The organism is Burkholderia sp. Bp9004 (assembly GCF_003858025.1).
In the GTDB taxonomy this organism is placed as follows: Bacteria; Pseudomonadota; Gammaproteobacteria; order Burkholderiales; family Burkholderiaceae; genus Burkholderia; species Burkholderia diffusa.
Map to the genome: position 1 here is coordinate 60,548 of NZ_QTQD01000022.1, position 20,371 is coordinate 80,918.

Annotated in this window: 19 protein-coding genes; 14 read left to right on the forward strand and 5 right to left on the reverse strand. The window is 69.3% G+C overall.

Going from position 1 to position 20,371, the window contains the following annotated elements:
• The first annotated feature begins 44 nt into the window (after positions 1–44).
• The 8 genes from DIE08_RS22765 to DIE08_RS22800 all read left to right on the forward strand — a co-directional run bounded on the left by DIE08_RS22765 (position 45) and on the right by DIE08_RS22800 (position 7,059).
• Entirely contained in the window at positions 45–1,301 is a 1,257-nt protein-coding gene (locus tag DIE08_RS22765) for a YbfB/YjiJ family MFS transporter (RefSeq protein WP_124903688.1), read from the forward strand.
• A 121-nt stretch (positions 1,302–1,422) separates the two neighbouring features.
• Entirely contained in the window at positions 1,423–1,959 is a 537-nt protein-coding gene (locus DIE08_RS22770) for an NUDIX domain-containing protein (protein WP_059606500.1), read from the forward strand.
• A 139-nt stretch (positions 1,960–2,098) separates the two neighbouring features.
• Positions 2,099–2,536, forward strand: a complete 438-nt coding sequence (locus DIE08_RS22775) for a thioesterase family protein (protein ID WP_059606502.1) — start codon at positions 2,099–2,101, stop codon at positions 2,534–2,536.
• A gap of 12 nt (positions 2,537–2,548) precedes the next feature.
• Complete coding sequence (locus DIE08_RS22780) at positions 2,549–3,484, forward strand: branched-chain amino acid ABC transporter permease (RefSeq protein WP_124626551.1); 936 nt, start codon at positions 2,549–2,551, stop codon at positions 3,482–3,484.
• Entirely contained in the window at positions 3,477–4,703 is a 1,227-nt protein-coding gene (locus DIE08_RS22785) for a branched-chain amino acid ABC transporter permease (RefSeq protein ID WP_124903690.1), read from the forward strand. Before DIE08_RS22780 ends, DIE08_RS22785 begins: the two co-directional genes overlap by 8 nt.
• Entirely contained in the window at positions 4,700–5,449 is a 750-nt protein-coding gene (locus DIE08_RS22790) for an ABC transporter ATP-binding protein (protein ID WP_124903692.1), read from the forward strand. The genes DIE08_RS22785 and DIE08_RS22790 overlap by 4 nt, the downstream gene beginning before the upstream one ends.
• The gene (locus DIE08_RS22795; RefSeq protein WP_124903694.1) at positions 5,446–6,150 is read left to right on the forward strand and encodes an ABC transporter ATP-binding protein; all 705 of its coding nucleotides are present in this window, start codon (positions 5,446–5,448) and stop codon (positions 6,148–6,150) included. Before DIE08_RS22790 ends, DIE08_RS22795 begins: the two co-directional genes overlap by 4 nt.
• Before the next feature lie 162 nt (positions 6,151–6,312).
• Complete coding sequence (locus tag DIE08_RS22800; protein WP_059606512.1) at positions 6,313–7,059, forward strand: glucose 1-dehydrogenase; 747 nt, start codon at positions 6,313–6,315, stop codon at positions 7,057–7,059.
• A 22-nt stretch (positions 7,060–7,081) separates the two neighbouring features.
• Here DIE08_RS22800 and DIE08_RS22805 read toward each other — a convergent pair whose 3' ends face one another.
• From DIE08_RS22805 to iolC, 5 genes are all read right to left on the reverse strand, one after another.
• Positions 7,082–7,576 (reverse strand): heme-degrading domain-containing protein, encoded by a 495-nt coding sequence (locus DIE08_RS22805; protein WP_124903696.1) that lies wholly within the window; start codon positions 7,574–7,576, stop codon positions 7,082–7,084.
• Between the two features lie 92 nt (positions 7,577–7,668).
• Positions 7,669–8,487: a 5-deoxy-glucuronate isomerase gene (gene iolB, locus DIE08_RS22810; protein ID WP_124626534.1), complete on the reverse strand. Its 819-nt coding sequence runs from the start codon at positions 8,485–8,487 to the stop codon at positions 7,669–7,671.
• 42 nt (positions 8,488–8,529) lie between these two features.
• Positions 8,530–9,459: a myo-inosose-2 dehydratase gene (iolE, locus tag DIE08_RS22815; RefSeq protein ID WP_124903698.1), complete on the reverse strand. Its 930-nt coding sequence runs from the start codon at positions 9,457–9,459 to the stop codon at positions 8,530–8,532.
• Between the two features lie 61 nt (positions 9,460–9,520).
• Complete coding sequence (iolD, locus tag DIE08_RS22820) at positions 9,521–11,404, reverse strand: 3D-(3,5/4)-trihydroxycyclohexane-1,2-dione acylhydrolase (decyclizing) (protein WP_124903700.1); 1,884 nt, start codon at positions 11,402–11,404, stop codon at positions 9,521–9,523.
• A gap of 46 nt (positions 11,405–11,450) precedes the next feature.
• A complete protein-coding gene (gene iolC / locus DIE08_RS22825; protein ID WP_059606522.1) occupies positions 11,451–13,409 on the reverse strand; it encodes a bifunctional 5-dehydro-2-deoxygluconokinase/5-dehydro-2-deoxyphosphogluconate aldolase in 1,959 nt (652 codons plus the stop codon).
• Between the two features lie 308 nt (positions 13,410–13,717).
• On the opposite strand from iolC, the gene DIE08_RS22830 reads away from it, so the two are divergent.
• The 6 genes from DIE08_RS22830 to DIE08_RS22855 all read left to right on the forward strand — a co-directional run bounded on the left by DIE08_RS22830 (position 13,718) and on the right by DIE08_RS22855 (position 20,340).
• Positions 13,718–14,644, forward strand: coding sequence for a sugar ABC transporter substrate-binding protein (locus DIE08_RS22830; RefSeq protein ID WP_124903702.1), 927 nt, complete (start codon positions 13,718–13,720; stop codon positions 14,642–14,644).
• 68 nt (positions 14,645–14,712) lie between these two features.
• Entirely contained in the window at positions 14,713–16,287 is a 1,575-nt protein-coding gene (locus tag DIE08_RS22835) for a sugar ABC transporter ATP-binding protein (protein ID WP_124903704.1), read from the forward strand.
• Positions 16,288–16,314: 27 nt separating this feature from the next.
• Complete coding sequence (locus tag DIE08_RS22840; protein ID WP_014722872.1) at positions 16,315–17,340, forward strand: ABC transporter permease; 1,026 nt, start codon at positions 16,315–16,317, stop codon at positions 17,338–17,340.
• Positions 17,341–17,389: 49 nt separating this feature from the next.
• Entirely contained in the window at positions 17,390–18,301 is a 912-nt protein-coding gene (locus DIE08_RS22845; RefSeq protein WP_059606530.1) for a sugar phosphate isomerase/epimerase family protein, read from the forward strand.
• 59 nt (positions 18,302–18,360) lie between these two features.
• Positions 18,361–19,374: a Gfo/Idh/MocA family protein gene (locus DIE08_RS22850; protein ID WP_124903706.1), complete on the forward strand. Its 1,014-nt coding sequence runs from the start codon at positions 18,361–18,363 to the stop codon at positions 19,372–19,374.
• A 39-nt stretch (positions 19,375–19,413) separates the two neighbouring features.
• Positions 19,414–20,340, forward strand: a complete 927-nt coding sequence (locus tag DIE08_RS22855) for a TIM barrel protein (RefSeq protein WP_124903708.1) — start codon at positions 19,414–19,416, stop codon at positions 20,338–20,340.
• Positions 20,341–20,371 lie beyond the last annotated feature (31 nt).

Below are 20,371 nucleotides of genomic sequence, written 5' to 3' on the forward strand. Positions count from 1 at the left end.
ATTCTCGTTCCGGCCGTTGCGCAACCCGCGCGGCCCATGCCGCCATGTCCCGTTCCGATGCTCCGAGCGCCGCCGGCGTACCCCTTTCCGACGACGCCGACCGTCGCGCCCGCGCGGTCGCGCTTGCCTGCATGATCGGGCTTGCCGTCGCGCTCGGCATCGGCCGCTTCGCGTTCACGCCGCTGCTGCCGCTGATGCTCGCCGACGGTTCGATCGGCCTGAAAGCCGGCAGCTGGCTCGCGTCGGCGAACTACGCGGGCTATTTCGTCGGTGCGGTCAGTTGCGCGGCGATGCGCGTCGCGCCCGCGCGGATGGTGCGCTTCGGGCTTGCCGCCACCGTGCTGCTGACCGCCGCGATGGGCATCGGCCATGTGCTGCCGGTGTGGCTCGTGGTGCGTTTCGTCGCGGGCGTCGTCAGCGCATGGACGTTCGTGTTCGTGTCGCAATGGGGGCTGCGGCGGCTCGCGGAACTGCACGCGCCCGAATGGAGCGGGGTGATCTACGCGGGGCCCGGCGTCGGCATCGTGCTGACGGGCCTGATCGGCAGCGCACTGGCCGGCCATCGCGCGGCGCCCGGCTGGCTCGGTTTCGCGGCGTTGTCGGCGGTGTTGTCGATCGCGATCTGGCGCACGTTCGGCAGCGCGCCGGTGCCGGCGGCGGCGGGCGCCACGTCAGCCGCGCCCGTCCTGCATGCGGCGACGGACGCGGCACCGCACGACGCGCGGCGCCATCGGGCCGACGCCGCATGGCTCGTCGTCCTGTACGGGATGCCGGGTTTCGGCTACATCATCACCGCGACGTTCCTGCCAGTGATCGCGCGCGCCGCGCTGCCGGCCGGCTCGCCGTGGCCGGACCTGTTCTGGCCGATGTTCGGCGCGGCGCTGATCGTCGGCGCGATCGCGGCCGCGCGGCTGCCCGGCCGCTGGGACAACCGGCTGCTGCTCGCCGCCGGTTGCGCGACGCAGGCGCTCGGGATCACGGCGGGGATCGTGTGGCCGAATGCGGTGGGCTTCTCCATCGGGAGCGCGCTGCTCGGCCTGCCGTTCACCGCCATCACGCTGTTCGCGATGCGCGAGGCGCGGCGGCTGCACGGCGAACGCGCGGCCGGGCTGATGGGCTATGCGACCGCGTCGTACGGGGTCGGGCAGATTCTCGGCCCGCTCGTCGCGGCGCCGCTGACCGCGCGTTTCGGGTCGTTCTCGCCGGCGCTGTGGGTCGCGGCGGGTGCCTTGCTCGTCGGTGCCGCCGGCTTCGCGGCGACGGCCGCACGCGGGCGTGCGCAACCGGGCATGCAACCCTGACGTCATCGGGGCCGGATCGTCAGCGACGCGGGCAAACTCGCTAGAATGAAGCCTTTCCTGCGCCGAGCGGGCGTGCGAGGCGGCTTGCCGGCCGCCGTCGGCGCCTGCCAGATCCCCATCGATGACCATCGCCGACTACCGTTTTTGCCCGCGCTGCGCGCGTCCGCTGACCGAGCGCGCCGATCCCGAACACGAGGGCGGGCGCGTCCGCCAGGCCTGCCCGGATGACGAGTGTGGCTACGTGCACTGGAACAACCCGCTGCCGGTGGTGGCCGCGATCGTCGAGCTCGACGGCAAGATCCTGCTCGCGCGCAATGCGGCCTGGCCTGAGGGGATGTTCGCGCTGATCACCGGTTTCCTCGAGAACGGCGAGACGCCCGAGGACGGCATCGCGCGCGAGGTGTTCGAGGAAACCGCGCTGAAGGCCGAGCAGGTCACGCTGGTCGGCGTCTATGAATTCATGCGCAAGAACGAGCTGATCATCGCGTACCACGTGCGCGCGTCGGGCACCGTCGCGCTGTCGCCGGAGCTGCTCGAATACCGGCTCGTCGAGCCGCCGTTGCTGCGCCCGTGGCGCGCCGGCACCGGCTACGCGCTGGCCGACTGGATGCGCGCGCGCGGCCTCGATTTCGAATTCGTCGATCGAGCGGGGCAGTGACGGGCCGCGCCGCTCCCGGAATGTCATCCGCCGCGCCGCGCGCGATCGCGACGCGGCATCCCGCCGTTGGCCGGCGCGCCGTCGCGAACGGCCACCGCGCGCCGTCCGCTGCGCCTTCTTCATCCTGACCGCCATCGCCATGTCCGACAAGCCGCAGCCGCGTTCCCGCGACGCCTATCGCCACTTCCTGCCGATCACGACCCGCTGGATGGACAACGACGTCTACGGGCACGTGAACAACGTCGTCTACTACAGCTACTTCGACACCGTCGTGAACGAATACCTGATCCGCGCGGGTGTGCTCGACGTCGAGCACGGGCAGACGATCGGGCTCGTGGTCGAGACGCAGTGCAACTACTTCGCGCCGCTCGTGTTTCCGCAGTCGGTCGATGCGGGGCTGCGCGTCGCGAAGCTCGGCACGTCGAGTGTGCGCTACGAGATCGGATTGTTCGCGGCTGGGGAGGCCGCGCCGGCCGCGCAAGGGCATTTCGTGCACGTGTACGTCGATCGCGGCACGCGCCGCCCGGTGCCGCTGCCCGACGCGCTGCGCGCGGCGCTCGAACCACTCGCCGGCTGACGGGCGCGCGGCGTGCACGCGTTCGCGCTCCAGGCGTTCAATGGCCTCAGCTACGGGTTGCTGCTGTTCATGCTGTCGGCTGGCCTCACGCTGATCTTCAGCGTGCAGGGCGTGCTCAACTTCGCGCACGCGAGCTTCTACATGCTCGGCGCATACATTGGATACAGCATCGCGGCCCGCGCGGGTTTCTGGGCCGCGCTCGCGCTCGCGCCGCTCGCGGTCGGGTTGCTCGGCGCCGGCTGCGAGCGCTGGCTGCTGCGCCGCGTACAGCCGCATGGACACACGAGCGAACTGCTGCTGACCGTCGGGCTCGCGTACCTGATCGGCGAGGGCGCGAAACTCCTGTGGGGCCTCGCACCGCTGCCGGCGCCGGTGCCGCCGCTGTTCGACGGTGCGCCCGTGGCCGTGTTCGGCCTCGCGCTGCCGCGCTACCGGCTCTTCATGATGGCGATTGCCGCGGCGATGCTGGTCGCGCTCGGCGCGCTGCTGCGCGCGTCGCGCATCGGGCTCGTCGTGCGCGCCGCGCTCACGCACCGCGCGGCCGTCGAGGCGCTCGGCTACGACGTGCCGGGCGTGATGACCGGCCTGTTCGGCGCCGGCACCGCGCTCGCGGCGCTGGCCGGCGTCATTGGCGCGCCGCTTGCGGTGATCGAACCGGCGCTGGCCGAGACCGTCGGGTCGGTGGTGTTCGCGGTCGTCGTGATCGGCGGGCTCGGCTCGCTCGGCGGCGCGTTCGTCGCGTCGCTTGCGGTCGGCTTCGCGCAGACCTTCGCGGCGGCCAGCGACACGTCGCTGCGCGACCTCGCGCAATGGTCGGGTGTCGCGCTGCCCGACAGCGTCGCTGCCGTGTCGATCGCGCAGCTCGCACCGCTGGTTCCGTACCTGCTGCTCGTCGCGGTGCTGGTCGCCCGCCCGCGCGGACTGTTCGGCGAGCGTGTCGATGGCTAGCCGCGCATGGGCCGGCGCACTGCGCTGGGTGCTGTTCGCCGCGTGCGTCGCGCTGCCCGCGTGGCTGTGGCCGCATGGCGCGGTGCTTGGCTATCTCGCACAGACGGCGGCGCTCGTCGTGCTCGCGCTGTCGTACAACCTGCAGCTCGGTACGACCGGGCTGCTGTCGTTCGGTCATGCAGCCTTCGCGGGCCTTGGCGCATTCGCCGCCGCGCATTGGTTCAATCATGTCGGCGGCCCGCTGCCGCTGTTGCCGCTCGTCGGCGGCGTGGCCGGCGCGGGCTTCGGTTTCATCGCCGGACTGCTCGCGACACGCCGCGCGGGCACCGTGTTCGCGATGATCACGCTCGGTCTCGGCGAGTGCGTCGCGGCCGCGGCGTGGAGCGTGCCGGCGTGGTTCGGCGGCCTCGGCGGCGTACCGATCGACCGCGCGAGCGGCACGCCTTTGGGCGGCTGGCATTTCGGCGCGCAAACGCAGGCCTACGCCGTGATTGCCGCATGGTGCATCGTCTCCGCGGTGGCGATGCACGCGCTGACGCGCACGCCGCTCGCGCGGCTCGCGAAGGCGGTGCGCGACAACCCCGCGCGCGTTGCCGCGCTCGGCACCGAGCCGCGTCGCGTGCGGCTTGCGATGGTGACCTGCGCGTCGTTCTTCGCGGGCATTGCCGGCACGTTGACGCTGATCGACGTCGAGATCGCGACGCCCGACAGCGTGTCGATGGCGCGTTCGGCGACCGTGCTGATTGCAGCAGTGATCGGCGGCACGGGCACATTCTTCGGGCCGGCGGCCGGCGCGGTGGTGCTGACCGCGCTGAGCGTCGTCGTCGCGGGCGTGTCGCGCGCATGGGCGCTGTATCTCGGCCTCCTGTTCGTCGCGGTCGTCGTCGCGGCGCCGCGCGGGATCGCGGGCATCGCGCAGACGCTGGCGCATGCGTTGCGCGGCGACGCACCTCCCGCCGAGCGCTGGCGCGTGCTGTGTGGCGTCGGCGCATGTGCGTTCTGGGTAGTCGCGATCGTCTGCGCGGCCGAGCTCGGCTATGCATGGCGCTTCGCGCAGGACGATGGCACGGGCATCGCGTTCGGCGCGTGGGGCATCGACGCCGATGCGCCGGCGGGCTGGGCCGTCGCATGCTCGGCGGCCGGCATCGGCACGTTGCTGTGGGGCTGGCGCGCACGGTTCCAGAACCACGGGCAAGGCAAGCGGGGGGACGGGCGATGAGCGGCAGCGCGATCGAGTTGCACGGGATCGTGCAGCGCTTCGGTGTGCAGACCGTGCTCGACGGCGTCGAGCTGAACGTCCCGGCCGGCGAGCGTCACGCGCTGATCGGGCCGAATGGCGCAGGCAAGTCGACGCTGTTCGGCGTGATCGCCGGCGCGACGCGGCCGACGCGCGGGCGCGTCATGCTGCACGGCGTCGAGCTGCGCGGGCGCGGTCCGATCGTGGCGAGCCGGCTCGGCATCGGCCGCAGTTTTCAGCAGACGAGCGTGTTCGCACGATTGAGCGTGTTCGACAACCTGCGCTGCGCGGCGCTGCATGCGCCGGCCGAGCGGCGGCGCTGGTGGAACCGGCTGCGCGAATCCGCGTCGGTCGATCGCGTGGCCGCGCGCGTGCTGAGCGACATCGGTCTCGATGGGCGGCGCGACACGCCGGCCGGCGAACTCGGCTATGCGGAACAGCGCGCGCTCGATCTCGGCATCGCGCTCGCGAGCGGCGCGCGCACGCTGCTGCTCGACGAACCGACGGCCGGCATGAACCGCGACCAGGCGGCGCGGATGATCGCGCTGATCCGTGCGACGACGCATGGCCGCACGGTGTTGATGATCGAGCACGACATGGATGCGGTGTTCGGCTTCGCCGAGCGCATCACGGTGCTCGTGCGCGGCGCGGTGGTCGCAACCGGCGCGCCCGACGCGATCCGCGCGGACCGGGCCGTGCGCGCCGCCTATCTTGGCGAGGGCGCATGAGCGTGCTGCTCGACATTCGCGGCCTGCGCGCGTGGTACGCGATGCAACCCGTGCTCGACGGTGTCGATCTCGCGCTCGGGCCTGGCGAGACGCTCGCGCTGCTCGGCCGCAACGGCTCGGGCCGCTCGACGCTCGCGAAGGCCGTGATGGGACTCGTGCGCACGGCGGGTTCGGTGCGCGTCGCCGGCGCCGAATGCGCGGGCGCGCGCACCTTCGAGATCGCGCGGCGCGGTGTCGCTTACGTTGCCGAAAGCCGCGACGTGTTTCCGCTACTGAGCGTGCGCGACAACCTGCGGCTCGGGCTGCGCGGCGTGCACGGCACGGCCGAACGCGCGGCGCTCGACCGGTTGCTCGCGCGCTTTCCGCTGCTGGCCGCGCGGGCGGACGTGAAGGCCGGACGGCTGTCGGGCGGCGAACAGCAGGTGCTCGCGCTGGTGCGCGCGCTCGCGGGCCGCCCGCGCGTGCTGATCGTCGACGAACCGGCCGAAGGGCTCGCGCCGCTCGCGGTCGACGAGGTGGGCGCCTGTCTCGCCGCGCTGCAGGCCGACGGCGTCGCGATCCTGCTGATCGAGCAGCGGCTGCAACTCGCGCCGCGGCTCGCGCGGCGCGTCGCGGTGATGGGGCGGGGACGGATCGTCTACGACGGCGCGCTCGACGGGCTCGGCGCCGACGTCGTCAGTGCGTGGCTGAGTGCCGGTTGAGCGCAAGCGCGCCGATTGTTCGGCAAACCCCGCCAGTCAATTCGTATCGAGCCGCTTTATCGCCGTCGCGCGAACCGCGAATATTGCCAGCAAGGCCGGCGCGCCGCGCACGCGGCAACCGGCCCTCATCCATCGAATGTCTTCCGACTGAGGAATGAAATCATGAGCAAGCTGACAGGCAAGGTAGCGATCGTCACGGGCGGGTCCAAGGGAATCGGCGCCGCGATCGCGAAGGCGCTGGCCGCCGAAGGCGCGTCGGTCGTCGTGAACTACGCGAGCAGCAAGGCCGGTGCCGACGCCGTCGTGAGCGCGATCGTCGAAACGGGCGGCCGTGCGGTCGCGGTGGGCGGCGACGTGTCGAAGGCAACGGACGCGCAGCGCATCGTCGATGCCGCTATCGAAAACTATGGCCGTCTCGACGTGCTGGTCAACAACTCCGGCGTCTACGAGTTCGCGCCGATCGAGGCGATCACCGAAGAGCACTACCGCCGGCAGTTCGACACGAACGTGTTCGGCGTGCTGCTGACGACGCAGGCCGCCGTCAAGCATCTCGGCGAAGGCGCGAGCATCATCAACATCAGCTCGGTCGTGACGAGCATCACGCCGCCCGCGAGCGCCGTGTACAGCGGCACCAAGGGCGCCGTCGACGCCATCACCGGCGTGCTCGCGCTCGAACTCGGCCCGCGCAAGATCCGCGTGAACGCGATCAACCCGGGCATGATCGTGACCGAAGGCACGCACAGCGCGGGCATCATCGGCTCGGATCTCGACAAGCAGGTGCGCAGCCAGACGCCGCTCGGCCGCCTCGGCGAGCCGGACGACATCGCGTCGGTCGCCGTGTTCCTCGCATCGGACGACTCCCGCTGGCTGACCGGCGAGCGCCTCGTCGCGAGCGGCGGGCTGCACTGATCGCGCGAGTCGGCGCGCGCGGCTACGCGATCATCGCGAGCGCATTCGCGCCGACATGCCAGCGCAGGCTCTCGATGACGAGTGCGTGATCGCGTGCGTCGTCGAGCCCTGCGATGGTCATCGCGCCGACGATGCCGCCGCCGGCAAGCCGCAACGGCACGCCGCCGCCATCGAGCGCATAGTCGGCGTCCGACAATCCCTGCGACTGCAACGACCAGCCGGCGCGGCGAAAGCGCGCGCCGACCTCGAATGAACTGACGCCGAAACGGAACACCGTGTTCTGTCGTCGGCGGATCGCGTCGCTGTCGTTGGCGCGGCTGCCGTCCAGCGCGCAATAGAACAGCGGCGCGGCTTCACCGACGATGCCGACCGCGATCGGCAGCCCGCGGCGCGCCGCGAGATTGACGGCGATGTCGCCGAGCCGGCGCGCGACGTCGGCATCGAAGTGCGACAGCATCGGCGTCGACGCCGTGTCGCAGAAGGGCGCGGGTGCGAAGCGGGGGAAGGTGGTCGCCATGGCAACTCCGTGTCGTCGCAAATGCGGCTCACGCACGCGTTTTCATCCTGCGTCTCGCGCGCCGGCCGTCGATCGTTCAGCGCATCGATGCGTCAGCGCCCGGGTGCCGCGTCGAGCATCCATTCGTGCGCGGGGTCGTTCTTGAATGCCCACGCGCGGCTCGGCCCGGCCATCACGTTCAGGTAGTACAGGTTGTAGCCATGCGGCGCGACCACCGGGTGATAGCCGCGCGGCACCAGCACCACGTCGTGGTTCTCGACCGCGCACGCCTCGTCGAGGCTGCGGTCGTCCGTGTACACACGCTGAAACGCGAAACCCTGCGGCGGATCGATCCGGTGGTAATAGGTTTCCTCGAGCGACGTCTCGTCCGGCGCCGCGTCGCGATCGTGCTTGTGCGGCGGATAGCTGCTCGAGTGGCTCGCGGGCGTGATCACTTCGACGACGAGCAGCCGGTCGGCGGCCGGATTGTCGCCCATCAGGATGTCGCACACGTAGCGCGTGTTGGTGCCGTGCCCGCGCACCGCGCGCCGCATCCGTTCGCCGTCGAGACGCTGCACGCGCTTGTCGCCGCTCGCGTAAGGCGCGGTGCACAGCGCGACTTCCGCATCGCGCGTCGCGACCAGCGTGACGGTCTTGCCGCCCGGCACGTACAGCGCGTCCGGCGACACTTCCTCGAACACGCTGTCGCGCTTGCCGAGCGCATCGTACGTCTCGCCGTCGACTTGCGCGCGCAGCGTGCCGGTGAGCACGACGACGCACAGTTCGCGCGCGCCGGTATCGAGCGTTTCGGTGTCGCCGGCCTTCAGGCGCAGCGCGCGAAAGCCGACATGTTTCCAGCCGGCCGACTCGGGCGTCACGTTGCAGATTTCGCGGTCGGCGGATGCTTTGACCAGCAGGGGAGAAATCGTCATGGAACGGGGCTCCGCAATGGGGTGACAGCGAGGTGACAGGGCTTACGCGCTCAACCGGTCGACGATCGCGCGCAGCGATTCGTAGCCCTTCTTCGCATACTGATAGCTCGGCGCGACGGCCGGGTCCTGCTCGGCCTCGACCACGAGCCAGCCTTCGTAGCCGGCGTCCTTCAGCGTGCGCAGCGTCGCTTCGTAATCGAGCGCGCCGTCGCCCGGCACCGTGAAGGTGCCGTTGATCACGCCGTTCAGGAAGCTCCAGCCGCCGTTGCGCGCCTGCGTGACGACCTGCGGCCGCACGTCCTTGCAGTGCACGTGCACGACGCGCGACACGTGTTTCTTCAGCAGTGCGACGGGATCGGCCGCGCCGCCGAAATACGCGTGACCGGTGTCGAACAGCAGGAATACCTTCGCCGGATCGGTCAGCGCCATCAGCCGGTCGACGTCGGCGGGCGATTCGACGTAAGCGCCCATGTGGTGATGGTAGGCGAGCTTGATCCCGTAGGTCTCGAGCAGGTGCGCGCCGAATGCGTCGAGGCGTGCCGCATAGCGTCGCCAGGCTTCATCGTCGACGAAACGCGGACGCTTCGCGACCGGCATGTCGATGCGGCCCTGGATCGTGCCCGCGCATTCGCCGTACACCGCGACCTTCACGTCGTTGAACTGCAGCTTCGTCATGTGCGCGCGGCAGCGCTCGATTTCGGCGGCGAGCGCATCGGCGTCGCTCATGCCCGGTTCGACTTCCGCGAGGAAGCCCGAATACCAGCCCGACACGCATACGAGCCCGAATTCGGCGAGCTTCGCCTTCAGCTCGGGGCCCGTCTTCGGAAACTTGTTGCCAAGCTCGAAGCCCGCATAGCCGATTTCGGCGCCTTCCTTCAGCGCCGTCTCGAGCGGCGTCTCGCCGCCGAGCGACGGCAGGTCGTCGTTCATCCACGACAGGGGATTGATACCGATGCGAACGTTCCAGCTCATGACTTGCTTCCTTGGTTCGATTGTTGTTGTCGCGGGGCGGCGGATTGAAACGGAAAGCGTGTCAGCGCCGCTGCCGGGTCTTCGCGTCGAGATACGCGCGATGCGCATCGTCGACGCCGGCGCGCGCGGACACTTGCGGCACCGCGACTTCCCACCACGCGCCGCCGTCCGCGGTCGTGCGCTCGTGCGTCGTGTCGATCACGATGACCTGGCTCGTCTTCGCCGCGCGCGCACGCTTCATTTCGCCGCGCAGCTCGCCGACGTCGCGCACGTGCACGGCTTCGGCGCCCATCGCGCGCGCATGCATCGCGAAGTCGATCGTCGAGCGTTCGCCGCCCTCGGGCACGCAGTCGTCGAGCATGTTGTTGAAGCTCGCGCCGCCGCAGTTCAGTTGCAGCCGCTCGATGCAGCCGTAGCCGCGGTTGTCGAGGATCACGACGATGATCTTGCGGCCGAGCATCACGGACGTCGCGAGCTCCGCGTTGAGCATCATGTACGAGCCGTCGCCGACGATCACGATCACTTCGCGCTCGGGCCGCGCGAGCTTCGCGCCGAGGCCGCCCGCGACCTCGTAGCCCATGCACGAGTACGCGTAGTCCATGTGATAGTTGCCCGGCACGCCGCTGCGCCACAGCTTGTGCAGCTCGGCTGGCAGCGTGCCGGCCGCGCACACGACGAGATCGTCGCGCGCGCTGTCGTGCCCCGCGTCGGCCGCGGAGTCGCGCACCGCGCCGATCACTTCCGCGTCGTACGGCAGCGTGTCCTTCGGCACGCGCGTGGTCAGCTCGGTCACGCGCGCGTTCCACGCGGCGGCCTGGTCGCGGTTCGCGGCGGTCCACGCCGCATCCGCCTGCCAGCCCGCGAGCGCGGCCGACAGCTGGCCGAGGCCGGTGCGCGCGTCGGCGATCAATTGCCGGCCGCGTTTCTTGCCCGCGTCGAACGGCTGCACGTTCAGGCTCAGCAGCGTCGCGTTGCCGAACAGCGCGTGCGAGCCGGTCGTGAAGTCCTGCAGGCGCGTGCCGACCGCGAACACCACGTCGGCCTGCGCGGCCGCGCGGTTCGCTGCAGGCGAACCCGTCACGCCGATCGAGCCGAGGTTCAGCGGGTGGTCCCACGCGAGGCTGCCCTTGCCGGCCTGCGATTCGGCGACCGGCACGCCGTGCGTGTCGGCGAACGTGCGCAGCGCGTCCCATGCCTGGCTGTACAGCACGCCGCCGCCGGCGACGATCAGCGGCTTCTTCGCGGCCTTCAGCACGTCCAGCGCATCCGCGAGTTCGAGCGAGTCCGCGGGCGGCCGGCGCGTCCGGATCACCGGTGGCGCGAAGAAATCCTCCGGCCAGTCGTACGCGAAGGTCTGCACGTCCTGCGGCAGCGCGAGACACACGGGTCCGCACTGTGCGGGATCGGTCATCACCTGGATCGCGCGCGGCAGCGCCACGAGCAACTGTTCCGGCGACGTGATCCGGTCGAAGTAGCGCGTCACCGGCCGGAAGCAGTCGTTCGCGCTGACGTCGCCCTGTTCGAAATCCTCGACCTGCTGCAGCACCGGGTCGGGCAAGCGCGACACGAACACGTCGCCGGGCAGCAGCAACAGCGGCAGCCGGCCGACGTGCGCGAGCGCGGCGGAGGTCAGCATGTTGGTCGCGCCGGGGCCGATGCTCGACGTCGCCGCCATCATCCGCTGGCGGAAATTCGCTTTCGCGAACGCGACGGCCGCATTCGCCATGCCTTGCTCGTTGTGCGCGCGGAACGTCGGCAGCCGGTCCTTTTCGGCGTGCAGCGCTTCGCCGAGCCCGGCCACGTTGCCGTGCCCGAAGATCGCGAAGACGCCGCCGCAGTACGGCAGGATCTCGGTGCGGCCGTCCGGCTGGACGACTTCGGCGCGCAGGGCGGCCAGGTAGCGCACGAGCGCCTGGCTGACGGTCAGTCTCACGGTGGTGGTCATCGTCTGTCGATCAAGAGGAGTCGGGTGGTCGTCACGGACATCTGCATCAGGCTGCTGCCGCGGTGCGCGCGGCGGCACGGCGGCCGAGCCAGGCGTCGACCAGCTGCGCGAAATTGCCGGCCACTTCGTCGATCAGCGCCTGGTCGTCGATCCGGCCGGCGAGCCAGTGCAGCGACGCGTCGGCCCACAGCGTACGGCCGACCATGAAGCCCTTGACGATCGGGTTGGTCGCCGAGCGGAAGCTGTCGACGAGATACTGCAGCGGCTGGTTCAGCCCGAGGATCACCGCGCCGCGGCAGTACGGGTCGCGCTCGGCAACCAGCGTCTCGAGCCGCGCCCAGCCGTCGGCGCTCATCGGCGCGAGCTTCCACCACTCGGGCATCACGCCGAGGTTGTAGAAGCGCGCGACCGTGCGCAGCACCGCGTCGTCCTCGGTGCCGGCCGGCGTGACCGCGCGCGGCGGAATGATTTCCAGCAGCAGCTCGTTGCCGCTCGCGCGCGTGGCTTCCCACAGCTCCAGCACGCGCTGCTCCTGCGCGACGCGCAGGTCGACGTCGTCATCGGGGTGGTAGTGGACGAGGCACTTCACGACCTGCTCGGTCGGCCAGTGCGTGAGCGACGAGCCGACCGAGCGCGTGTCGTCGAAACACAGCGGCCGCGAGCCGGGCAGTTCGACCGGGCGGCCGACCCACCAGCCGCGGCCGGTGGCCGACGCGAGCGCGTCGCTGCCGTACGCGCCGCCGTCGATCAGCACGCCGACATGGCCTTCGATATGGCGATCGCGCTCGACCTGTTCGGCCGCGCGCACGAGCAGGCGCTTCAGCGTCTTGATCCGCGCCTCGTCCGCGCCGGCCTGCACCGCGAGTTCGTAGAACTGGCTGCGATGGTCGAACGCCATCACGCACAGGTCGTCCCATTCGCGGCGCGGCACCGTCACGCGATGCAGGTGCGCGAGCGTGCGATCGGCGTCCACCCGCGGATTGCGGCTGCCGCCGAACCAGTGCGCGAGCTCGGCCGGCGTCGGCATCGCGGCCGAACACGCGTGGCGCGACACGACGATCGCGCCGCACGCATTCGCGATGCGCGTCGATTCGGCCCAGTCGCGCCCGCGCAGCAGCCCGGACAGCAGGCCCGACAGGAACGCGTCGCCCGCGCCGAGGACGTTCAGCACTTCGACGCGTTCGCCATGGAAGGTCGGCGCATCCTCGATGCGTGCAGGGATGTCGCCCTCGATCACGCAGCAGCCGAGCGCACCGCGCTTGACCACCAGCGCCGCGCCGCTCGCGCGGCGCACGGCCTGCAGCGACGCGATCAGGTCGTGCGGCACGCCGCCCGCGATCAGGAATTCTTCCTCGGTGCCGACCAGCAGATCGAATTCGCCGAGCACCTGCTGCAACTGCCGTGTGACCTGCGCGTCCGGCACGTAACGGTTTTCGCCCGCGCCGCGCGCGGTCAGCCCCCACAGCACCGGCCGGTAATCGATGTCGAGGATCCGCACGACGCCGTGGCGGCGCGCGTAGCCGAGCGCGGTCAGCGATGCCTCGCGGGTGCCCGGCGTCGACAGGTGGGTGCCCGTGATCGCGAGCGCGCGGCAACCGGCGATGAAGTCCTCGCGGATCTCGTCGGCGCGCACGGCCATGTCCGCGCAGTTCTCGCGCACGAACAGCAGCGGGAACGTGTCGCGATCCTTCAGACCGAGCAGCACCAGCGCGGTCAGCCGTTCCGGATCCGTCTGCAGCTGGCTCGTGTCGCAGCCTTCGCGCTCGAGCGTCTCGCGCACGAAGCGGCCCATCTGCTCGTCGCCGACGCGCGAGATCATCGCGGTCTTCAGCCCGAGCCGGGCGACGCCGAACGCGACGTTGCCCGACGAGCCGCCGAGATACATCTGGAAGCTGCGCGCGTCTTCCAGGCGGCTGCCGTATTGTTGCGCGTAAAGGTCCACGGCGACGCGGCCGAGGCAGGCGAGATCGACGGGGCGGTCAGTCGGAAAGTTCAACGGGCTCATATCACGTATCACGCTCGCGGCCGGCGTTCGACCATGCCGGCGGATTGGGGACCGATCCAGCGACGGATCTTCGTCGCATGTCGCGACGCGACGCGAATGCGCCTGCCGCAACGACTCGGGCTACGGAACGGAGTCTAGACTTTTTGGAAATCCAGTTCCCTAGGTGAAATCACGTAGAAATAAATTTCCAAATGTTCGAGGAAGTGATCTACAGTTTCATCCGGATGCTTCAGTCCGTTATCGGACTCGGCCCGGCGGCGCGCAACGCGCCGTTTTCCGCCCCCCGGAGATGAGGAGACAGAGTGATCATGAAGACCAAGCTGATGGCCGCCGCGGCCGCCGCGATCCTGGCCATGCCGCTCGCGCATGCCGAGAAGATCGGCGTGACGATGGCATCGTTCGACGACACGTTCCTGACGATCCTGCGCAACAGCATCGCCGATTCGGCGAAGAAGGACGGCGCGACCGTACAGATCGAGGACGGCGGCAACGACGTCGGCAAGCAGTTGAGCCAGGTCCAGAACATGATCGCGCAGAAGGTCGACGCGATCATCGTGAATGCGGTCGACACCGACGCGACGCCGAAGATCACGAAGATGGTGACCGCCGCGAAGATTCCGCTCGTCTACGTGAACCGCAAGCCGGTCGATTTCGAGAAGTTGCCGGCCGGCGTCGCGGTGGTCGCGTCCGACGAGAAACAGTCCGGCACGCTGCAGGCGCGCCAGGTGTGCAAGCTGCTCGGCGGCAAGGGCGACATCCTCGTGCTGATGGGCGAGCTGTCCAACGAGTCGGCCCGCGCCCGCACCAAGGACATCGAGGACGTGATCGCGAGCAAGGACTGTTCCGGCATGAAGATCGTCGACAAGCGCGAAGGCAAGTGGAGCCGCACGCAGGGCCAGGACATCACGATGAACTGGCTGAGCTCCGGGACGAAGTTCGACGCGATCGTGTCGAACAACGACGAAATGGCGATCGGCGCGATCAACGCGCTGAAGGCCGCGCGCAAGCTGACGCCGAAGACGGTCGTCGCGGGCATCGACGCGACGCCCGACGGGCTCGCGGCGATGAAGAGCGGCGACCTGAAGGTGTCCGTGTACCAGAACGCGGCCGGGCAGGGTGCGCAGGCCGTCGCGACCGCGCTGAAGCTCGCGAAGAAGCAGCCGGTCGACCGCTACGTGAACGTGCCGTTCGAGCTCGTCACGCCCGAGAACATGAACCAGTACGCGAAGCACTGACCGGTTTTTCCGCTGAACTGCGCGGGCCCGGCGCGTCCGGGTTCGCGTGTGAATTTCGAGGAACGTCCATGTTTACAGCCAGGATGGCGCGCTCGATGGCCAGCGAAAGCGCGCCGGCCGCCTCGTTCGCCGCATCGGGTTCGTCCGCTGCGCCCGTCGACGATTGCCTGCTGGAGGTGCGCGGCGTCGGCAAGTCGTTTCCCGGCGTCGTCGCGCTCGACGGCGTGCAGTTCCGCGTGCGCCGCGGCACCGTGCATGCGCTGATGGGCGAGAACGGCGCCGGCAAGTCGACGCTGATGAAGATCATCGCCGGCGTCTACACGCCCGACCAGGGCGAGATCCTGATCAACGGCGAGCCGGTCGTGCTGAGCGGCCCGCTCGACGCGCTCGATCGCGGGATCGCGATGATCCACCAGGAACTCAACCTGATGCCGTACATGACGGTCGCGGAGAACATCTGGATCCGCCGCGAACCGAAGAACCGCTTCGGCCTGATCGATCACGCCGAGCTGCGCCGCCGCACCGCCGCGCTGTTCGAGCGGCTGTCGATCGACATCGACCCTGAAGCCGACGTGCGCACGCTGACGGTCGCGAGCCGCCAGATGGTCGAGATCGCGAAGGCCGTGTCGTTCGACTCGGACGTGCTGATCATGGACGAGCCGACTTCCGCGCTGACCGACAAGGAGGTCACACACCTGTTCCGGATCATTCGCCAGCTGCGCGAGCAGGGCAAGGGCATCGTCTACATCACGCACAAGATGAACGAGCTGTTCGAGATCGCCGACGAATTCTCGGTGTTCCGCGACGGCAAGTACATCGGCACGCATGCGTCGACCGACGTCACGCGCGACGACATCATCCGGATGATGGTCGGCCGCGAGATCACGCAGATGTTCCCGAAGGAGGAGGTGCCGATCGGCGACGTCGTGCTGGCCGTGAAGAACCTCGGCGTCGACGGCGTGTTCCGCGACGTCAGCTTCGAGCTGCGCGCGGGCGAGATCCTCGGTGTGGCGGGCCTCGTCGGCTCGGGGCGCTCGAACGTCGCGGAGGCGCTGTTCGGCGTCGTGCCGGCGACCACGGGCGAGATCCGGATCGACGGCAAGCCGGTGCGAATTTCCACGCCCGCGCAGGCGATGAAGCACGGGATGGCGTTCCTCACCGAGGACCGCAAGGACACCGGCTGCTTCCTGAATCTCGACCTGCTCGCGAACATGGAAGCGGCGGTGCTCAGCAATCGCTACGTGAAGTTCAATTTCGTGCGGCAGGCGCAGTTGAAGCGCGACTGCGAGGAAATGAGCCGGATGTTGCGCGTGAAGACGCCGGGGCTGCACGAGGAAATCCAGAACCTGTCGGGCGGCAACCAGCAGAAGGTGCTGATCGGCCGGTGGTTGCTGACGCAACCGCGCATCCTGATCCTCGACGAGCCGACGCGCGGGATCGACGTCGGCGCGAAGGCCGAGATCCACCGGCTCGTCAGCGCGCTCGCCGGCAAGGGCGTCGCGGTTCTGATGATCTCGTCGGAAATGCCGGAAGTGCTCGGCATGAGTGACCGCGTGATGGTGATGCACGAAGGCCGGATGACCGGCATCGTCGAGCGCAAGGATGCCGACCAGGTCCGCATCATGGACCTGGCCTCGCGCTGAGCCGCAACAAGCATGGAGACAACTGAAATGGGCAACCTGAATCCGGTCGCGGACGCGCAGTCCATGACGATCAAGACGCGGCACGCGAAGTGGCCGCCCGAGCTGAGCATCTTCCTGGTGCTGGTGGGCATCAGCCTGTTCTTCGAGGTGATCGGCTGGCTCGTCGTCGGCCAGAGCTTCCTGTTCAACGCCGAGCGGCTCGAGATCATCGTGTTGCAGATGGCCGTGATCGGCATCATCGCGGTCGGCGTGAACCTCGTGATCATCACCAGCGGGATCGACTTGTCGTCGGGGTCGGTCGTCGCGGCGGCGGCCGTCGTGTCGGCGAGTCTCGCACAGGTATCCGATTTTCCGCGCGCGGTGTTCCCGCACCTGACCGACCTGCCGATCATCTGGCCGGTGCTGGCCGGCGTGTGCGTCGGCCTGCTGGTCGGCCTCCTGAACGGCTCGCTGATCGCGCTGACGGGAATCCCGCCGTTCATCGCGACGCTCGGCACGATGGTTGCCGCGCGCGGCTTCGCGAAGTGGTTCACCAACGGGATGCCGGTGTCGATGCTGACCGACCAGTTCGCGGCGATCGGCGCGGGGGCGAACCCGGTCATCATCTTCGTCGTGGTGGCTGCAATCTTCCACGTCGTGCTGCGCTACACGCGCTTCGGCAAGTACACGTACGCGATCGGCGCGAACCGTCACGCGGCCGTCGTGTCGGGCATCAACGTCACGCGTCATCTGGTGTTCGTCTATGCGATCGCGGGCCTCTTGAGCGGGATCGCCGGCACCGTGACGGCCGCGCGTGCGATCTCCGGCCAGTCGGGCATGGGCGTGATGTACGAGCTCGACGCGATCGCGGCCGTCGTGATCGGCGGCACGTCGCTGTCGGGCGGTCTCGGGCGCGTGACGGGTACCGTGATCGGCGTGCTGATCCTCGGCGTGATGACGTCGGGCTTCACGTTCATCCGGATCGACGCGTATTACCAGGAGATGGTCAAGGGCGCGATCATCGTCGCGGCCGTGATCGCCGACCAGTATCGCAACAAGAAGTCGCGCCGCTGAGCGCACGCCTGCGCTCGCGTCAGCCACCCCCATTCGCGAAGGAAGCCCGATGAAGATTGCGCTGGATCCCTACATGATTCGCCACCTGCCGCTCGACCGGCTGCCGCACGCGGTGGCCGAGCTCGGCTACGACCAGATCGAGTTGTCGCCGCGCAGCGACTTTCTCGACTGGTGGGTGATGCCGCGTGCGACCCGCGAGCGCATGGCCGCGTTCCGCCAGGCGATGCGCGCAAGCGGCGTCGGCCTCGCGTCGCTGCAGCCGATGTACCGTTGGGCGAGCCCGTTCGACGACGAGCGGCAATGGGCCGTGCGGTGCTGGAAGAAGGCGATCGAGGTCGCGGTCGAGATGGAGTGCGCGCTGATGGTGTCGGAGTTCGGGCGCGGCGCGTCGCCCGAGCGCTCGGTCGGCGAGCGGCCGGGGGCGAACCCGAAGGAGCTGTGCGAGGCCGCATGGTTCCGGTCGATGGACGAACTGCTGCCGATTCTGGAGCGCGAACGCATCGTGCTGTCTGTCGAGCCGCATCCGGAGGACTGGATCGAGCAGCTGCAGCCGGCGATCGACATCGTCACGAACCTCGGCTCGCCGTCGCTGAAGCTGTCGTACATCGCGCCGCACACGTTCTACTACGGCGACGACATGGCCGCGATGATCGCGCAGGCCGCGCCGATCCTCGCGCACGCGCGCGTGGCCGATACGTTCGACCACCGCAAGAGCAGCCAGCTGCGCTACATCGTGAACCCGCCCGGTTCGAACCAGATCCGTGTGCACCAGCATCTCGACATCGGGCAGGGCGAGATCGACTGGGACGTGTTTTTCCGCGCGCTCGGCACCGCCGGCTTCGACGGCGTGATGTCGTCGTGCGTGTTCGCGTGGGAGGACCGCGCGGAAGCATCGTCGCGCTACATGCGCGACACCATCCAGCGCTACGTCGATCGCCATTTCGACCGCACCGCGCGCTGACCGATTGTTGACCGGCGCGGCACGGGCCGCGCCGCTGATGAACGACTGGAGACTCGTAGATGACCTTGCAAATCGGCGTGATCGGCTGCGGCGCGATCGGCCAGGACCATATCCGCAGACTGACCCGCACGCTGTCCGGCGCGCGCGTCGTGGCCGTCAATGACATCGATCCGCAGCAGGCGCGCGACGCGGTGACGAAGTACGGGCTCGATGCGGAGATCTACGGCGACGGCCACGAGGTCGTCGCGGCCGCCGACGTGCAGGCCGTGCTCGTCACGTCGTGGGGGCCGACGCACGAAGCGTTCGTGCTCGACGCGATCGCGCACGGCAAGCCGGTGTTCTGCGAGAAGCCGCTGGCCGTCACGGCCGACGGCTGCATGCGGATCGTCGAAGCCGAAGTCGCGCACGGCAAGCGGCTCGTGCAGGTCGGCTTCATGCGGCCGTACGACGAAGGCTACCGCGCGCTGAAGCGCGTGATCGACAGCGGCGAAATCGGCGCACCGTTGATGCTGCATTGCGCGCACCGCAACCAGTCGGTCGGCGAGCGCTACACGACCGACATGGCGATCACCGACACGCTGATCCACGAACTCGACGTGTTGCGCTGGCTGCTCGGCGAGGATTACACGAGCGCGCAGGTCGTCTATCCGAAGAAGACGCGCCATGCGTCAGCGCATCTCGCCGATCCGCAGATCGTGCTGCTCGAAACCGCGAGCGGCGTGCGCATCGACGTCGAGATCTTCGTGAACTGCCAGTACGGCTACGACATCCAGTGCGAGGTGGTCGGCGAGCAGGGCATCGCAAAGCTGCCCGATCCGCCGGCCGTCGGGCTCAAGCATGCGGCACGGCAGTCGGTCGAGATCATGACCGACTGGAAGGAGCGCTTCATCGCGTCGTACGACGTCGAGCTGCAGGCGTTCATCGACGGCGTGCGGCAGGGCGCGCTGACCGGGCCGTCCGCGTGGGACGGCTACGCAGCGGCGGTCGCGGCCGATGCGTGCGTGCGCGCACAGAAGAGCGGCGCGGTCGAACCGATCGCGATGGCCGACCGTCCCGCGTTCTATCGCGGCTGATCCGCGGCCACCCGCCGCTTGTCTAACGGACCGACCGACATGACGATGAAGATTGGCTGCGCACCGTGCTGCTGGGGTGTCGACGACGTGAAGAACCCGCACCTGCCGCCGTGGCGGCAGGTGCTCGCCGAGGCCGCGCAGGCCGGTTACTCGGGCATCGAGCTGGGGCCCTATGGCTACATCCCGCTCGAACTGGACGTGGTGAGCGCCGAGCTCGAGCAGCAACGCCTGAGCATTACCGCCGGCACGATCTTCGACGATCTCGTGTCGCCGGAGAACCTGCCGAACCTGCTGCGCCAGACCCGCGACATCTGCGCGCTGATCACGCGGCTGCCCAGGCTGCCGACGCAGGACGGCCAGCGCCATGCGGCGCCGTACCTGGTCGTGATGGACTGGGGCCACGAGGAACGCGACTACGCGGCCGGCCACGGCGATCGTGCGCCGCGGCTGTCGGACGAGCGCTGGTCGACGATGGTCGACCATATCCGGCAGATCGCGACGATCGCGCGCGACGAGTTCGGCGTGCGCGCGGTGATTCATCCGCACGCGGGCGGCTACATCGAGTTCGCGGACGAGATCGACCGGATCGTCGCGGACATTCCGGCCGACACGGCCGGCCTTTGTCTCGACACGGGCCACCTGTACTACTCGGGCATGGAGCCGGAAGCCTGGCTGCGCCGTCACGCGGCGCGCGTCGACTACGTGCATTTCAAGGATATCGACGCGGCGGTGTACGACGCGGTGATGGGCGAGCACATCGCGTTCTTCGCCGCGTGCGCGCGCGGCGTGATGTGCCCGATCGGCACCGGCGTGCTCGACTACCGCGCGATCCGCCAGGCGCTCGACGAGATCGGCTACGCCGGTTACATCACGATCGAGCAGGAGCGCGACCCGCGCAACGCCGGCACGAGCCTGCGCGACGTCGCCGCGAGCCGCGCGTTTCTCGCGTCGGCCGGTTTTGCATGATCTTATGAACACGTACCAGGAACACCACCAT

What these genes read in the sequence shown, in the direction of transcription:
- DIE08_RS22765 (WP_124903688.1), top strand. Translation starts at nt 45, where the DNA reads ATGTCCCGTTCCGATGCTCCGAGCGCCGCCGGCGTACCCCTTTCCGAC.
- DIE08_RS22770 (WP_059606500.1), top strand. Translation starts at nt 1,423, where the DNA reads ATGACCATCGCCGACTACCGTTTTTGCCCGCGCTGCGCGCGTCCGCTG.
- DIE08_RS22775 (WP_059606502.1), top strand. Translation starts at nt 2,099, where the DNA reads ATGTCCGACAAGCCGCAGCCGCGTTCCCGCGACGCCTATCGCCACTTC.
- DIE08_RS22785 (WP_124903690.1), top strand. Translation starts at nt 3,477, where the DNA reads ATGGCTAGCCGCGCATGGGCCGGCGCACTGCGCTGGGTGCTGTTCGCC.
- DIE08_RS22790 (WP_124903692.1), top strand. Translation starts at nt 4,700, where the DNA reads ATGAGCGGCAGCGCGATCGAGTTGCACGGGATCGTGCAGCGCTTCGGT.
- DIE08_RS22795 (WP_124903694.1), top strand. Translation starts at nt 5,446, where the DNA reads ATGAGCGTGCTGCTCGACATTCGCGGCCTGCGCGCGTGGTACGCGATG.
- DIE08_RS22800 (WP_059606512.1), top strand. Translation starts at nt 6,313, where the DNA reads ATGAGCAAGCTGACAGGCAAGGTAGCGATCGTCACGGGCGGGTCCAAG.
- DIE08_RS22805 (WP_124903696.1), bottom strand. Translation starts at nt 7,576, where the DNA reads ATGGCGACCACCTTCCCCCGCTTCGCACCCGCGCCCTTCTGCGACACG.
- iolB (WP_124626534.1), bottom strand. Translation starts at nt 8,487, where the DNA reads ATGACGATTTCTCCCCTGCTGGTCAAAGCATCCGCCGACCGCGAAATC.
- iolE (WP_124903698.1), bottom strand. Translation starts at nt 9,459, where the DNA reads ATGAGCTGGAACGTTCGCATCGGTATCAATCCCCTGTCGTGGATGAAC.
- iolD (WP_124903700.1), bottom strand. Translation starts at nt 11,404, where the DNA reads ATGACCACCACCGTGAGACTGACCGTCAGCCAGGCGCTCGTGCGCTAC.
- iolC (WP_059606522.1), bottom strand. Translation starts at nt 13,409, where the DNA reads ATGAGCCCGTTGAACTTTCCGACTGACCGCCCCGTCGATCTCGCCTGC.
- DIE08_RS22830 (WP_124903702.1), top strand. Translation starts at nt 13,718, where the DNA reads ATGAAGACCAAGCTGATGGCCGCCGCGGCCGCCGCGATCCTGGCCATG.
- DIE08_RS22835 (WP_124903704.1), top strand. Translation starts at nt 14,713, where the DNA reads ATGTTTACAGCCAGGATGGCGCGCTCGATGGCCAGCGAAAGCGCGCCG.
- DIE08_RS22840 (WP_014722872.1), top strand. Translation starts at nt 16,315, where the DNA reads ATGGGCAACCTGAATCCGGTCGCGGACGCGCAGTCCATGACGATCAAG.
- DIE08_RS22845 (WP_059606530.1), top strand. Translation starts at nt 17,390, where the DNA reads ATGAAGATTGCGCTGGATCCCTACATGATTCGCCACCTGCCGCTCGAC.
- DIE08_RS22850 (WP_124903706.1), top strand. Translation starts at nt 18,361, where the DNA reads ATGACCTTGCAAATCGGCGTGATCGGCTGCGGCGCGATCGGCCAGGAC.
- DIE08_RS22855 (WP_124903708.1), top strand. Translation starts at nt 19,414, where the DNA reads ATGACGATGAAGATTGGCTGCGCACCGTGCTGCTGGGGTGTCGACGAC.